Here is a 14,959-nt window from a genome sequence, read left to right as displayed (position 1 = left end):
CGCCGGCAGGGTCGACGAACGGAAGCGGTGTGGCAGCGAGCGACGTGCTGGTACTGGGCGCGGGCCCGGCCGGCAGGGCCGCTGCCGCCGCGTGCGTGCAGGCCGGCCTCGGCGTGCACCTGTTGGCACCGGCGCCCCACGCGACGTGGACGCAGACCTACGGGGCCTGGCTCGACGAGCTCGGCGCGGCGGGGTTCCCGACCGTCGCGGGACATCAGTGGGACACCGTGCTCGTGCGCACGTCACAGCCGGCGCTGCGTCCAGTCGGCCGTACCTATGCGCTGATCGACAACGACCGCCTGCGTACGACGCTGACCGACCGCGCCCGTGACGCGACGACGACCGCCGGCCGCGCGAGGGAACTGGTGACCGCCGGCGACCGCCTGGTCGTCACGACGACGGCGGGGGAGCGGCTGGCGGCACGGGCGGTCATCGACGCGACGGGTCATCCGCGGTTCGCCGGGCGCACACAGGCGGCTGGGCTGGCGTACCAGACGGCGTTCGGGATCGTCGCGCGGTTCGACCGGCCACCGATCCCACACGGCACGATGTGCCTGATGGATCTCGATGCCAGTGCCTTCGGCGACGACGACCCTCCGACGTTCCTCTACGCGATGGATCTCGGTGACGGCACGTGGCTGGTCGAGGAGACCTCACTGGCAGGGCGTCCGGCGGTACCCCTGGGGCTGCTGCGCCGACGCCTGGAGCAGCGGCTCGCGCACCTCGGGTGCACGGCGACCGACGTGCTGGCGACCGAGCGTGTGGCCTTCCCCATGGACGCTCCGGTGGCGCGATCGGGTCCCGCCGTCGCGTTCGGTTCGGCGGCCGGCATGATCCATCCGGCGACCGGCTACCACGTCGCCACGGCGCTGCAACGTGCGCCCGCGCTCGCTGCCGTGCTGCGCACGGCGTTGTCCGGCGGCGCCGACCTCCACGCCACCGCCCGTGCCGGTCACCGCGCGGTGTGGAGCCATGACGACCTGCGGCGCGACGCGTTGTACCGGTTCGGGCTCGACGTCCTGCTGACGCTGGACGCTCGCCAGACACGGGCGTTCTTCGCCGGGTTCTTTGCGCTACCCGCATCCGACTGGCGTTCGTACGTCTCCCGTACCGCCTCGCCGCTGCGGCTGCACCGCACGATGATCGCGCTGATGGCACGGGTCCCGGCTGACGTCCGACGCCGGGTGGTGCGCGCGGTCGTCGCGGACGGCGCGTGGCGCCGCCTCGGTCCGCTCGTGCTGCCGGCGGCGGTCAGCGGTTGACGGACCGCCAGACCGTTCCCTCGGGTGTGTCGCGCAGCTCGATCCCGGCTGCGTCGGCCGCGTCCCGCAACAGGTCGGCCAAGGCGAAGTCACGCCGGTCGCGCAGCCGGTCGCGCGCATCGACGACCGCGTCGATCATCCCAGCGATCCGAGCGGTCGGATCGGTCAGGCCGTCCGCGGCGGCGGCGCCGAGCCGCACGATCAGACCGCGCAACGTCTCGCGCGCGCGGTCGCCCTCGTCGGTCTGGGTGGTGTCGGCCGACCACGAGGCGATCGCGGCCTCGAGCTCGAGGATCGCCCCGGCGGCCTCCGCGCCGTCCCCCCGCCCGAGCGCGGCATCGAACGCGCGTGCAGCCGCCTTGGCCCGCTCGGTCAATGTCATCGTCGCTGCGTCGCGGTCGCCGTCAGCGGCGCCGTCACCCCCGGGTTCGGCGTGCCTGGTCAGATCGACGGACAGCGGGCCCGCCTGCTCCGTCGTGAGCGACCCGAGCGGCATCTGCGCACCGCTCGGAATGGTGCGCAGGACAACCCCGTCCCGTCGGACGGTGACACCGCCGCGGCCACGCACCGTCGCCGCGTCCGCATCGAGGTCGAGGATCAGCGCCGTGTGCTCGTCGACGCCCAGCACGTACGTGCCCGCGTCGAGCTGACCCTCCATCTGCGCCAGGCGGCGCGCGCCCAGGTAGCAGAACCGCGTGTCGTGGGTGCCGCCCTCGGCGTTGTCGAAGTGTGGGATGACGGCGGCGTCGATGCCGGCGACCCCGAGCAGGTCCAACCCGTCGACCCAGTGGGGCGCCTGCCCGACCTTGTAGATCTCGTAGACGGGTACGGCCGCGCGCCCGAGCCCGACCGCGGCGGCGCTGGCGAACACGACGACACCACCGGTGCGCAGCTTGTCGGCGACGACGTCGGCGAACGCCGAGCCGCGCCACTGCTGCAGCGCATAGGTCGGACTGCCCGGTCCCGCGAAGACGTAGCCGGCGGTCTGCAGCCGCGCCGTCTCGGTCGCGACGGTCATGTCGCCGTCGGACGAACGCAACCCGATCGGCGTGATGTCGCGTCCGACGTTGTGCGCGAAGTACCCGACGGCCCGTTCACTGATCTCGTCGGCGTTCTCCTGGAATCCGTACGGGGTTTCGATCAGCACGGCTGGCACGTCCGCGGGAAGCTGTGCCAGCAGTTCCTTGTGCACCGTGACCATCGTGGGCGCGGTCTCGCCGGAACCCATGATCGCCAGGATGCGAGGCAACGGGGGCATGATGTGCGACTATCCCCGACGCGGCGACCGCACCGCGACCGGCGTGCCGGACGAGAGACGTTGCGGGATCGTGCGCCTGCTCACCATCGGTCACCTCACATGCGGTCGGCCGTGACGTGGTCGGCTCCAAGAGTACGCACCGACGTCGGTGGCCCGCGGGCCACGTGACACGCATCGTCGGTGTCGCGATGGGAACAGTGGCACCCGCAACGTGAGAAGGAGAAGCACACATGGCGCTACGATTGCCGGGATCAACGCCCACGGTCACGTCGGCGGGCGGTCATCTCGCGGGCGCGCTCAACGATCTCGTGACGGCGACGGGCCGGTGGCTGGCGCTGCAGCCCGCCGCGCAGGAGATCCCCGTCTACGCCGAACGCGCGCGCCGCGCGTCGTCGGAGACCATCGGACACGCCACCGACTGGGCAGGTGCCACCGCGTCGCGCGCCCGCGACGCGACATCACAGGCCGCCGGCACTGCGCGGACCCAGCTCATCAACCTCGTCGTGGTCGCAGTGCTGCTGTGGTGGGTCGACCGGCTGCTCGCAGGCTCCGACAGCGGTTAGACCGCCCGCCGTCGCGTGAGCGCCCGGGCACCCGCGAGGTTCACGGTCGATCGAGTCGAACAACATTCCAAGGACGCATTCCCCACGGACGCGGTCTACGGTCCGACCGACGGGGCGACCCTGCGGCTGATCACGTGCGGGGGTCGTTCGCCGGAGCTACGACGACAACGTCGTCGTGTTCGCCACGCTCGTGTGACGGCGAGCCCGGCCGACGTCGCTCACGTGACGGTGGCGATGTCGAGGATCCCGCGGAGACCCATGTCGCGAGCGAACTCGTCGGCCGATGCGAGCAGCCGATTGGCGCGCGCAGGGTCGTGGTCGAGCAGCATGCGGCCGTGCGCGGCATCGCCGAGCGCGAGGTAGGCCGGTGCCCGCATGCGCTCATGCAGTTCGCGGGCCTGCTCGAAGCAGTCGTCCGCCGTGCGCGCCTCGCCCAGGAGGCCGTGCAACATGCCGCTGTAGAACGCGCCGGCCGGGAACGGCGCCCACGGCACTCCTGACATCAGGTGGCGCACCGGCTCGATGGCGTCGATGAACGGCGCGGCCCAGTCACGGTCGCCAAGCGTGACGACGGCGGTTGCGCCGGCCGCCAGCCCGATGGTCCCGAGGAACAGCTCAGGCAGCCGGGCCAACCTCTCTCTACGCACACGCTCGAGCAGCGCGCGGGCCGCGCCGTCTGCGCCCGCGTCGGCCTCGACCCATGCCAGCGTCAGCCGCATCGGCTGCCCCCCGTACCGCTCGTAGGCGGCCACCGCGCGCTCCCGCGAGTCAGCGACCCGACCGTCGAGCCAGTCGGCCAGCAGCAGCTGCCATCCGTGGTTGCCGACCGACGCGTCGCCCCAGGCTCCGACCTCCAGCGCGTGGTCGGCGAGCTTGCGGGCGTCAGCCGTCCGCCCGTCAAGCAACGCCACACAGGCCGCCAACTGTGTCCCGACGGTGGCGTCCCCCGCCGCGAGCCGCGGGTCGGACAGATCGAACGACGCCGCAGCCTCGCGGTAGGCGGCGCCGTCGGCTCGCCAGAAGTCAGCGGACGAGATCCCGACCAGGTCACCCGGTGCCACGGCCAGCGGCACCGCTGTCGCGGTCGCGCCGAGCTCACGACGGACCTCGTCAAGCTGATCGATGGCGAGTGGTGCCGTGATGGCGACGTGTCGCGCGACCAGCACGGTGGCGAGCAGCGCCGGATCACCCGAAACACGGGCGCGGGCCACGGCGTCGGCGGTGATGCGGTCGCGCTCGGCCAGCCCGGCGGTGAAGATCGAGAACGCGGCGAGACCAGCCTGCAGCGCCGCGCGGCGGTCCTCGTCCGTGGGCGGGCACCGGCTGATCGCCAGTCGCAGCAGGCGCTGCGCGGTGTCATCGGCGTTATCCACCCACGGATTGCCGCCCCAGCAGCGCAGCGCCGCACGGGACAACAGGTCGAACCGTCCCTCCTGGTCAGCCAGGCGAGCGGCCTCCTCGAAGTGGGGGACGGCCTCGGCCAGACGCGACGCGTGGTTCAGGCACTCACCCAGCTCGATGTGCAGTCCCGCGCGCAGCTGTGGCATCGCCGAGAGATCGACGCGCAGCGCATGCTCGAGCACCGCTGCGGCCTGGTCCGGCTCGCCGGCGGTCAGCGCGGTCCGGGCGGCGTCGCGGGCCGCTCCGACCGCCGTGTCGACGCCGAGCAGCGGCGCCGCCCGCAGCATGTGGGCGGCCACCTCCGTCCCGGGTGCTCCATCCGCGCGGAGGACGTCCGCAATCGTCGCGTGCAGGCGGGTGACGCGCGCGGCGGACGGACGTGTCGCCAACGTGTCGGCGATCAGGGCGTGGCTGAACTGGAACCTCTCCGGGTCACCCGACACCTCCAACAACATTCGGGCGGCGACCGCCTCCTCGGCGGCTTCGAGCGCGGCGGCGCTGTCGAGGCCGGCGACGCGGGCGACCAGTTGCAGGTCGAACCCGTGCCCGACCAGGGCGCCGATGGTCAGGAGCCGGGTCGTGTCGTCGCGCAGATGCGTCGTACGCTCCGTCACGAGATCCCGGACTGACGTCGGCACGCCCGTGTCGCCGCCTCCGGCGCGCGCGCGGCGTATCAGCTCGACGGCGAAGAACGGGTGCCCGCGCGTACGTTCCCACAACTTCTCGGCGTCGAGGCTCGAATTGGACCGCGATACGAGGTCGGCGATCGTCGGAGTGGGCAGCCCTTCCAGGCGCAGAGCGGTGACGCCCGGAAGTCGTTCGAGCGCGCCGGTCGTGACCTGCCTTCCACCGGTCGGGACATCGCGGTACGTCGCGATCAGACAGGCCGCGCCGAGATCCGGGACACGCAGCAGATGCTCGAGCAGCGCCGCGCTCATGGCGTCGGCCCACTGCAGGTCGTCCACGACGATCAGCACAGGCGTGCGTCGCGCCGCATTTCGGAGGAGGTTCGTCAGCCCCGTGAACAGGCGGAACCGCTCGGCGTCCTGGTCCGCGTCCCGTGGACCGGGGTCATCGGCGAGGAAGCCCAGGGCTGCGATGTGGCGGGCCAGCTCCGGAGCGAACACGCCCGCGTCCGCCGCGACGATGGAGCGGTCGACCTCGGTGACATAGGACGCCGCCACGTGCTGGAGCGGTTCGAGCGGCGTCGTCGCATGGCGCTCGCACCGGCCGGCGAGCACCAGCCCGCCGTCGTCGACCACGCGGCGCGCCATCTCCACTGCGACCCGTGTCTTGCCGGCGCCGGGCTCACCGCCGAGCAGCACGGCGCGCCGCCGCCCGTCCCGCGCCGCCCGCCATGCGTCCTCGAGCACGGCCAGCTCGCCTCGCCGACCGACGAACGGGAACTCGTCGTCCACCACCAACCCGGTGTCCGGCGCAGGTGGCGGCGGTAGCCGCCGCCAGTCCAGCGCCCAGCAGTGGATGGGCGTGCCCAGGCCTTTGAGCGTGCGGGGTCCGCGATCACGCAACGGATGCTGTGACCACGAGCCCGCCAGCGCGCGGACGACGTCGGCGACCAGGATCTCCCCGTCGTCGGCCGCGGCCACCAACCGTGCCGCTTCGATGACGGGTGTGCCGGAGACGTCATCGTCGGTCTCACGGACATCGCCCGCGCTCACGCCCACGCGTGCGTCGATCGGCACATCGACGCGTTCGGCGAGCGCATCGAGACGCGCGGCCAGCCGGCCGGCCGCGCGGAGCGCGTGGTCGGCGGCCGGGAACACCGCCAGGATCCCATCGCCGAGCCCCTTGACGATCCTGCCTCGCTCGGATCTGATCACGTCGGCCTGCACGACCTCGGCACGCGTCAGGACGTCCTCGGCGTCGCGTTCGCCCAGTGTGGTCCGCAGCCTGGTCGACTCGACGATGTCGGTGAACAGGACGGTCAACGTGTCGAGCCGCTCGGCGTGCATCCGGTTGGATTCTACGGTCGACCGCCGGATCCACCCATGGCGTTTCGATGTTGGCGGATCGGGTGGCTGGCGCGGCTGTCACGCGTCGTTGTTGCGGTCCTTGCGCACGCGCCTGATCGGGCGGGTCTCGTCATCGTCGTCCTGCGCCGCCATCGGGGCCGTCAGATCGGGCTCGAATGCGCGCGTCTCATCATCGTCCGATGCATCGCTTGACCGGTCCGAGTCCGCCGGTGGGGGAGGAAGGTCCGAGGTCGACCGGATCACCAGATCCTCGGCCTCGCGCTGGCGTCGGGCTTCCTCCTCGGCCTCGCGTTGGCGTCGGGCTTCCTCCTCGGCGTCGCGTTGGCGGCGGGCTTCCTCTTCGGCCTCGCGCTGGCGGCGGGCTTCCTCCTCGGCTTCGCGTTGGCGGCGGGCTTCCTCTTCGGCTTCGCGCTGACGCTCACGCTGCTGCTGCGCCTCGTCGCGCACGCGGACAGCCTCGTCGTCCAGGCGGGTGAGTGCGCGCTCCCAGCGGTCGCGCATCGGTGCGATGCCGCCTCCACCGACCGCAACGACGGTGACACCGACCACGATCGCCAGCACGGCGTAGAACAGACCGGTGACGATCGTCGGCGCCACGGCGAGCTGGTCCAACGCTGCGAAGACCCCCAGGCCAACGATCAGGACGTACGCGGCGGTCGCCAGCGCGCCGCCGTAGGACAGGCCACCGATCAGCGCTCTGATGATGTCGCGTACCGCCGCAGCGACGGCGGCCGCCACGATGAGCAGGGCGATGGCGACCACGATCCGCGGGACGAAGGCGATCAGCCGCTGCAGCAGCGACGAGGCCGGGTTCGGGCCGAAGATGCCGAAGGCGAGCTGCAGCACCAGCAGCATCAGCCCGTAGAACACGAGCATCGACAACAGCCCGCCGACGTCGTGGCCGGACCGCGCCAGCGCCTCCCGGATGCCACCGCGATCGAGCGCCCGCCCGACGCCGAACCGCTCCAGCAACGCATTGACCGCCCGCTGCAGCGCCCGTGCGACGAGGTAGCCGACGAACAGGATCGCGATGAACGCGAGCAGCTTGATCAGCAGCTCGGCGGTCCCGATGAGCGTCGGTCGGACGAGTTCGGTCTGGGCGAGGACGATCACGGGTGCTCCTGCGGTCGGTGTACGCCGATCAGCGTTGCCGTGAACGTCCCCTGGCACGCATGCGCCCGCACGTGCGGGGATCGGCAGTGAACCTGCGCGGTGAGCCGTGAGGCGGATCGTCGCCCAGGGCGCGGCCTTCAGCCGTCCGTCAGGCGGAGGACCGTGCCCTCGAGCGACAACGCGTACAGCTCGAGATCCGCATCCTGTCCATACGACACGAGCGATGGCACGCGAACGTCGAACGCCCGTTGCTGCACGACCGCCCCGTCCTCGACGACGATGGCCCGCACGACCCCGTCGCAGAAGTCGCTGTAGACGTACGCACCTTCGAGACCGGCGACGTCATCGCCGCGGTAGACGTAGCCACCGGTCACCGAACAGCGACCGTCGTGTGGGTACTCGAACACCGGCGGCACGGCGTCCGGCGCCGGCGCGTCGGTCAACCGTTGGGTGCCCTCGAACGCGTTCCACCCGAGGTTCGTCCCGCCCGCCCGGTCGAAGGGCAGGCGGTCGATCTCCTCGACCGCGCTCTGACCGACGTCGCCGATCCATACGTCGTCGGTGTCGGCGTCGAACGAGAACCTCCAGGGGTTGCGCAGCCCGTACAGCCACAGCTCGTCGCGGCCGTCACCGTCCACGAACGGGTTGTCCGCCGGGATGGTGTAGGGCGCGTCCGCCGACGGCGACGGGTCGATGCGCAGGATGCCGCCCAGCAGCGTGGACCGGTCCTGGCCGTTGCCGCCCGGGTCGTTGGCCGAGCCGCCGTCACCGAGACCCAGGTACAGCAGGCCGTCGGGACCGGTGACCACGTTCCCGCCGTTGTGGTTGCTGAACGGCTGCTGCACCGACAGCAGGTTGCGGCGGTCGCCCGCCGCGTTCCCGTCCAGCGTGTAGGCATCGAGCTGACTGTCGCCGGCGAGGTCGGTGTAGGACACGTACAGCGTGTCGCCCGCCGGCGAGAACGCCAGTCCCAGCAGACCTCGTTCGCTGTCGTCGGTGGTCTGATCGGTGATGTCGAGCACCGGTGTCGCAGCGGCGGTGCCGTCGACCACCCGCACGACCCGGCCGGCACGCTCCGCCACGTACAGCGCATCGTCGCCAGGACGGACCGCCATCGCGATCGGACCGTCCAGCTCGACGACCGGTCGGGCGACGAGGGTGACAGCGGCCAGGTCGGGGTCCGCCCGCTCATCCCGATCGCTCGACGGCGCCGGCTCCGGCGTGCGTGACGCGGCGGGGATGGACGACGGTGCTTGTGCCGATGGTGTCCCGACCACCTGCTCGGACCCGCCGGTGCCGCCGTCGACCGACGGCGAGCACGCGGTGCTCGCGACGATGACCGCCGCGACCATCGCCGTGCGGCGCGATCGGAGTGACACCCAGCCATGATGGCATCCGAACAGGTGCCGATCGGCATATGAGCGATCGCCCGGGGGCACAGTCCGACGAGACTTCCGCACCCGATCTCGACCCGGACTGGAGACCACATGTCGTCGGTGGACGTCCTCCTCGCAGCCGCCGAGGGCAGCAGTGGAGGAGGCGGAGGCGGCGGCGAGCCGCTGTGGGTCTGGGGCGCGTTCTTCGCGCTGATCGCCGTGCTGCTGCTGATCGACCTCAAGGTCGTGATGCGTGAGGCGCACGAGGTGTCGACGCGCGAGGCGGCCATCTACAGCGCGGTGTGGATCGCGCTCGGGGTCGCGTTCACCGGCGTGATCTGGGTCTGGATGGGTGGTTCGGCCGCCCAGGAGTACATCACGGGCTACCTGATCGAGAAGAGCCTGTCGATCGACAACGTGTTCGTGTGGGCGGTGCTGTTCACGTTCTTCGCCGTGCCCAAGAAGTACCAGCACGGTGTGCTGTTCTGGGGCATCTTCGGCGCGGTCGTGTTCCGGCTGGCGTTCATCTTCGCGGGTGTGGCGCTGCTCAACTCGCTGAGCTGGATCGTGTACGTGTTCGGTGCGTTCCTGCTGTACACCGGTTACAAGCTGTTCACCAGCGACGACGTCGAGATAGATCCAGAGAACAACCCCGTGCTCGTGCGGATCCGGCAGTGGCTGCCGGCCACCGAGGACTACCGCGGCGACAGGTTCTTCGTCGTCGAGAACGGCAAGCGGATGGTGACGCCGCTGCTGACCGTCCTCGTCTCGATCGAGTTCACCGACATCCTGTTCGCGGTCGACTCGATCCCGGCGATCCTGGCGATCACGAAGGACCAGTTCATCGTCTTCAGCTCCAACGCCTTCGCCATCCTCGGCCTCCGCGCCCTGTACTTCCTGCTCGCCGGCATCAAGGACAAGTTCATCTATCTCGACAAGGGACTGGGGGTCATCCTCGGATTCGTCGGCGTCAAGTTCATCGCCGAGGGCGTCGGCGGTGAGCGCTTCCACATCCCGACCTGGACGTCGCTCGCCGTCATCGCCGTCGTGCTCGCCCTCACGTTCTGGCTGTCGTGGCGGCACCAACCGGACGATGTCGAGGGCGACGCCGACGCCGGCACGGAGACGAAGGACGCCGTGACCTCGGAGGGCAGCGGCGACTAGACCGGACCCGACCTGCGATCCAGGCCGCCGATGCGCCCCGGCGGCCCGCGTCGCATGCTGGTGCCGTGCCTTCGGATGGTTCCGCCGACGCCCGCACGCGCCTGTCACGAGGTGGCCAGCTGGCGCGCCTGTCGGCTGCGGCTGGCAAAGGCCTGCTCGCGGCGCGTCGTGCACAGCGCCGCGGCGACGTCGCCGGCGTCGGGCTGTCCCACGACGACATCGCCGACATCGTGCTGGACACGCTCGGCTCGATGAAGGGCGCGGCCATGAAGGCCGGTCAGCTGCTGAGCTACCTCGACCTGCCCGTGGACGAGGCCACCGCCGCCCGCTACCACGACCGCCTGTCCGAGCTGCAGGACGCGGCGGCACCGTCGGACGCGGCCACGATCGCAGGTGTGATCCAAGCCGAGTACGGCGCTCCCGCGGACGAGGTCTTCGCCGCGTGGGAACCGACGCCGTTCGCGGTCGCCTCGATCGGGCAGGTGCACCGTGCGCGGCTGGACGACGGCTCCGAGGTCGCGGTGAAGGTGCAGCATCCCGGTGTCGCCGAGTCGACGCTCGCCGATCTCGCGAACCTCGAGCTGCTCGTTCCGATGCTCCGGGTCCTGAACCCGCGACTCGAGCCCGGACCGCTGCTGGCCGAGGTTCGCGCCCGCCTCGACGAGGAGCTCGACTACCAGACAGAGGCCCGGTACCACCAGGCCTTCGCCGAACGGTACGACGGGCACCCGTTCGTGCGCGTGCCCAGGGTGCACCATGACTGGTGCCGGCCCCGGGTGCTGGTGACCGACTACGTCGACGGCGGCGCCTTCGGCGACGTGGCGCGGACCTGTGACGACGCGACGCGCAACCGCTATGGCGAGATCATCTTCCGGTTCGTCTTCGGTTCGCTGTACCGCTTCCGGATCTTCAACGCCGATCCGCACCCTGGCAACTACCTCTTCCCAGGCGACGGCACCGTGGTCTTCATCGACTTCGGCAGCTGCAAGACGTTCAGCACCGCCGACCGGGAACGCCTGCATGCCGTGCACCGCGCCGTGCGCGACGACGAGGCGGCGCAGCTCGACCGTGCGATGCGTGGTGCCGGGCTGCTCGGCGGCCGGTTCGGCGGGGACTTCGACGTCGTGCGCGACTGGTTCCGCCTGATGCACCGGCCGATGGGGACCGACGAGCCATTCACGTACACGACGGCGTATGCGCGCGAGGTCACCGCCGCCAGCATGGACCCCGACGCGGGCTACGTTGAGACGCTTCGCCAACTGAAGATGCCGGCGTCGTACCTGATGCTCAACCGCATCCAGTTCGGCCTCACGTCCCTGTTGGCCCGGCTCCAGCCGACCGCATGCTGGGGCGACATCCTGCTCGAGATCAGCGAGGACGGCGAGCCGACGACCGAGCTCGGCTGCATCGAGCACGACTTCATGGCGTCGTCGCCGTACCGGGCGTGACGCTACGGCGTCACCTGCAGTGGTCGGATGCGGCCCTTGTCCTCCATGCGGATCATCACCCGCGTGATGTAGCTCGCCAACTGACCACGTGTCACGGATCCGCCGGGGTCGAAGCGCCGGTTGCCGACGCCGTTCATGATGTCGGCCGCCGCCACGGCGTTGATGGACTCCTCGTGCACCGACGCGTTGTCATCGCGGAACTGGTTGCCGCCGAGTGGCAGCGCGGTCCGGTTCATGAACTGATACGAACGGTCGAGCAGCGAAGCCATCTGCGCGCGGGTGACCTTGCCGCACGGCTCGTACCGCGCGTCCACGTAGCCCTGGAGGATCGACGTCTCGTTGAGGCGGGCGACGGACCGCTCACCCGGGCAGTCGGCGGACGCGTCCTTGAAGTCCTCGAACCGGGCATCGCCCGCGCGCGGGAGGCTCCTCAGGTTGACCCCGTTGGCCTCGAGGCGGTTCGCAGCGTCGATCATGTTGGCCATCGCGATGGCGGCCTGGCCCCGCGTCACCGCCTCGCCGGGGGAGTAGAGGGTCTCCGACGTGCCCCCGACGATGACCGCGGCGTCCATGCAGGCGATGGCCGCGTCGTGCGTCGGGCCGACGTCGTCGTAGGGCGTGGTGTCGGGCGCGGCCGCGCAGAAGTCGCTGGTCACGACCACGGTCTCGCGGCTGGCCTGAAGGCCCTGCTGCGTGCCGGACCGCGACTGCTGGCCACCGCTGCTGCCGGACTGGCCGGCGTCGGAGGCGTTCTGCGATCGGTTGGACCCGTTCTGTGACCCGCTGTTGCCATCGCCGGTGCTGGCCGGGCCGGAGTCCGATGATCCGCCGTTGCCGTCGCCGCCGTTGCCGTTGGTGCCGGAACCGCCCGACGCCGGCGGGACCTCGACCGGTTCGCCACCCAACAGCCCGCCGCCGATCTGGTTGCCGGTCGCGTTGACGCCCAGGTAGATGGCCAGGAGTATCAGCAGTACTCCGAACACCTGGTCAAGCTTCATCGGTCGGTCGCCATCTCCGCGGCTGGGTGGTCGATCACCCTCACGTACCCGCACAGGCTAGTCCCACATGCCTGTCGGACCTGGCAGGCTCGACACGGGCCGCGGGCGGGCGTGCATCCCACCGACCGTCTAGCCTGCAGGGATGGCTGCAGGTCGTCTGGATGCGATCCGGGACACGTTGGATGCGGTGCTGGCGGAGGCCGAGGGTGTCGGGGCGGCGGCTGCGGGCACAGCGCGGACGCGGCCGCTGCGGGGTGGACTGACCGCCGCTCGTGCCGTCGACCTGTTCGTCGATCAGCTGCGGTCGCGCGAGCTGGACATCGCCGCCCGTCACCTTCGCGCCGCCGGTCGTGGCTACTACACCATCGGTAGCGCCGGACACGAGCTGAACGCGGTGCTCGGCGCCCTGCTGCGACCGACCGATCCTGCGTTCCTGCACTACCGGTCCGGTGCGTTCATGATGGCCCGGGGCCGTCAGACCCAAGGATCCGACCCAGTGGGTGACGCCGTGCTGTCGCTGCTGGCGGCCGCCACCGATCCGGTCTCGGGCGGTCGTCACAAGGTCTGGGGCAGTCGCCCGTCATGGGTCGTGCCGCAGACGAGCACGATCGCCTCGCACGTGCCGAAGGCGACCGGGTTCGCCTTCGCACACGACTTGGCGGTGCACATCGGCGTCGACGTCGGCCTGCCGGACGACGCCATCGTGCTGTGCTCGTTCGGGGACGCGTCCGCCAACCATGCCAGCGCGCTGGCGGGCATCAACGCAGCTCGGTACACCGCCCGGCTCGGCAGCGGCGTGCCGGTCCTGTTCGTGTGTGAGGACAACGGTCTGGGGATCTCGGTCCGCACGCCATCCGACTGGATCGCGGGCAGCTTCTCCGGGCTGCCCGACCTGACGTACGTACGCGCGTCGGGTGAGGTCGACGAGGTGTGGGAGCGCGTCGAGCAGGCCGTCGCACACTGCCGGACGCGTCGCGCGCCGGTGTTCGTGCACCTGCCGACCGTCAGGCTGGGCGGCCATGCGGGCAGTGACGTCGAATCCGCGTACCGGTCCGCGCGGGAGATCGCCGACGACGTGCGGCGGGACCCGCTGGTCGGTGTCGTGCACAGGTTGCTGGCGACTGGCGCCGCGGGCCCGGAGCAGCTGCGGCGCGTCATGGGTGATGTGCGCGCCGAGGTCGACCGTGCCGTCGACCGCCACGCCGATCAGCAACCGCTGCGCGACCGGTCGCGGATCATCGCGCCCATCGCGCCGTTCTCGGGGGACACGGTCGCCCGCGAGGCCGGCGGCAGCGCCGACGTGCGGCAACGTCGGGCGCACTTCGACGACCAGTTGCCCGAGCAGGCGACGGCGCCGTCGCGGCGCACCCTCGCCGCGTGCATCAACGCCGCGCTGCACGACGAGATGCTGCGGCGGCCGGACGTCATCGTGTTCGGCGAGGATGTCGCCCGCAAGGGTGGCGTCTACCACGTGACCGCCGGGCTCCAGGAGGCGTTCGGCGCGCGCCGTGTGTTCGACACGCTGCTCGACGAGACCACGGTGCTCGGCGTGGCGCAGGGCGCTGGCCTGCGTGGGCTGTTGCCGGTCGCCGAGATCCAGTACCTGGCGTACCTGCACAACGCGATCGATCAGTTGCGGGGTGAGGCGGGCACCACCGGGTTCCTGTCCGACGGACGATTCCGGTCGCCGATGGTCGTGCGCATCGCGAGCTTCGCGTACCAGCAGGGCATCGGCGGGCACTTCCACAACGACAACGCCGTCGCGGCGCTGCGCGAGATCCCGGGCCTGATCGTCGCCGCACCCGCACGGGGCGACGACGCCGCGAAGATGCTGCGCGGCGCGATCGCGATGGCTCGGGTCGACGGTCGGGTGGTGTGCTTCCTCGAACCGATCGCGCTGTACCACGCCAAGGATCTGCACGACGGTGACGACGCCTGGCTCAGCGACTACCCGCCGCCCAGCGACCACCTGCTGCCGGGCACCGTGGGCGTCCACGGCGCCGCCCACGACGACCTCGCGATCCTGACCTTCGGCAACGGGGTCCGCCTCGCGCTGCGGGCAGCGCACCGCCTGGCGCGGGACCACGGTCGCGGTGCCCGGGTCGTCGATCTGCGATGGCTGGCGCCCCTGCCCTGGGCGGCCATCGACGAGCACGCGGCCGCGTGCAAGCGTGTGCTCGTGGCCGACGAGTGCCGCGCGTCCGGTGGCGTCGCCGACGCCGTCGTCGCGCACCTCACGGAACGCCACTTCGACGGTCCGGTCGACGCCGTGCGGTCCGCCGACAGCTACGTACCGCTGGGTCCCGCCGCGGACCATGTGCTGCTGTCGGAGGACGACATCGTCGACGCGGCGGTCAAGCTGCTCGCACGTTGACCGCCTGC

The 14,959-nt window shown here is 71.1% G+C and carries 10 protein-coding genes; 5 read left to right on the top strand and 5 right to left on the bottom strand.

Features of this window, described 5'->3' with window-relative positions; all coding sequences use genetic code 11:
* Nucleotides 1-29 precede the first annotated feature (29 nt).
* A complete protein-coding gene (locus VFZ70_05175) occupies nt 30-1,262 on the top strand; it encodes a lycopene cyclase family protein (protein ID HEX6255184.1) in 1,233 nt (410 codons plus the stop codon).
* Here VFZ70_05175 and VFZ70_05170 read toward each other — a convergent pair.
* Nucleotides 1,252-2,520, bottom strand: coding sequence for a hypothetical protein (locus tag VFZ70_05170; GenBank protein ID HEX6255183.1), 1,269 nt, complete (start codon nt 2,518-2,520; stop codon nt 1,252-1,254). The two genes, VFZ70_05175 and VFZ70_05170, sit on opposite strands and share 11 nt — an antisense overlap.
* 230 nt (nt 2,521-2,750) lie before the next feature.
* Here VFZ70_05170 and VFZ70_05165 point away from each other — a divergent pair, with 230 nt between their 5' ends.
* Nucleotides 2,751-3,083, top strand: a complete 333-nt coding sequence (locus VFZ70_05165; GenBank protein ID HEX6255182.1) for a hypothetical protein — start codon at nt 2,751-2,753, stop codon at nt 3,081-3,083.
* 218 nt (nt 3,084-3,301) lie between these two features.
* Here the strand turns inward: VFZ70_05165 and VFZ70_05160 are convergent, their stop codons facing one another.
* The 3 genes from VFZ70_05160 to VFZ70_05150 all read right to left on the bottom strand — a co-directional run bounded on the left by VFZ70_05160 (nt 3,302) and on the right by VFZ70_05150 (nt 8,970).
* Nucleotides 3,302-6,457, bottom strand: a complete 3,156-nt coding sequence (locus tag VFZ70_05160) for an AAA family ATPase (GenBank protein ID HEX6255181.1) — start codon at nt 6,455-6,457, stop codon at nt 3,302-3,304.
* Nucleotides 6,458-6,535: 78 nt separating this feature from the next.
* Nucleotides 6,536-7,591 (bottom strand): hypothetical protein, encoded by a 1,056-nt coding sequence (locus VFZ70_05155; GenBank protein ID HEX6255180.1) that lies wholly within the window; start codon nt 7,589-7,591, stop codon nt 6,536-6,538.
* 137 nt (nt 7,592-7,728) lie between these two features.
* The gene (locus VFZ70_05150; GenBank protein ID HEX6255179.1) at nt 7,729-8,970 is read right to left on the bottom strand and encodes a PQQ-dependent sugar dehydrogenase; all 1,242 of its coding nucleotides are present in this window, start codon (nt 8,968-8,970) and stop codon (nt 7,729-7,731) included.
* 108 nt (nt 8,971-9,078) lie between these two features.
* Here VFZ70_05150 and VFZ70_05145 point away from each other — a divergent pair, with 108 nt between their 5' ends.
* Complete coding sequence (locus VFZ70_05145) at nt 9,079-10,131, top strand: TerC family protein (GenBank protein HEX6255178.1); 1,053 nt, start codon at nt 9,079-9,081, stop codon at nt 10,129-10,131.
* A 65-nt stretch (nt 10,132-10,196) separates the two neighbouring features.
* Nucleotides 10,197-11,579: an AarF/ABC1/UbiB kinase family protein gene (locus tag VFZ70_05140; protein ID HEX6255177.1), complete on the top strand. Its 1,383-nt coding sequence runs from the start codon at nt 10,197-10,199 to the stop codon at nt 11,577-11,579.
* 2 nt (nt 11,580-11,581) lie between these two features.
* Here VFZ70_05140 and VFZ70_05135 read toward each other — a convergent pair whose 3' ends face one another.
* The gene (locus tag VFZ70_05135; protein HEX6255176.1) at nt 11,582-12,577 is read right to left on the bottom strand and encodes an S-layer homology domain-containing protein; all 996 of its coding nucleotides are present in this window, start codon (nt 12,575-12,577) and stop codon (nt 11,582-11,584) included.
* A gap of 142 nt (nt 12,578-12,719) precedes the next feature.
* On the opposite strand from VFZ70_05135, the gene VFZ70_05130 reads away from it, so the two are divergent.
* Nucleotides 12,720-14,951: a thiamine pyrophosphate-dependent enzyme gene (locus VFZ70_05130; GenBank protein ID HEX6255175.1), complete on the top strand. Its 2,232-nt coding sequence runs from the start codon at nt 12,720-12,722 to the stop codon at nt 14,949-14,951.
* Nucleotides 14,952-14,959: the final 8 nt, after the last annotated feature.

It is taken from the genome of Euzebyales bacterium, from assembly GCA_036374135.1.
Taxonomy (GTDB): Bacteria; Actinomycetota; Nitriliruptoria; order Euzebyales; family JAHELV01; genus JAHELV01.
Note: the sequence above shows the minus strand (reverse complement) of the source record. Positions and strands in the feature narration are given on the sequence as shown.

Coding starts and splice junctions, on each gene's coding strand:
- VFZ70_05170 (HEX6255183.1), bottom strand. CDS start 2,520: ATGCCCCCGTTGCCTCGCATCCTGGCGATCATGGGTTCCGGCGAGACC.
- VFZ70_05165 (HEX6255182.1), top strand. CDS start 2,751: ATGGCGCTACGATTGCCGGGATCAACGCCCACGGTCACGTCGGCGGGC.
- VFZ70_05160 (HEX6255181.1), bottom strand. CDS start 6,457: ATGCACGCCGAGCGGCTCGACACGTTGACCGTCCTGTTCACCGACATC.
- VFZ70_05145 (HEX6255178.1), top strand. CDS start 9,079: ATGTCGTCGGTGGACGTCCTCCTCGCAGCCGCCGAGGGCAGCAGTGGA.
- VFZ70_05135 (HEX6255176.1), bottom strand. CDS start 12,577: ATGAAGCTTGACCAGGTGTTCGGAGTACTGCTGATACTCCTGGCCATC.
- VFZ70_05130 (HEX6255175.1), top strand. CDS start 12,720: ATGGCTGCAGGTCGTCTGGATGCGATCCGGGACACGTTGGATGCGGTG.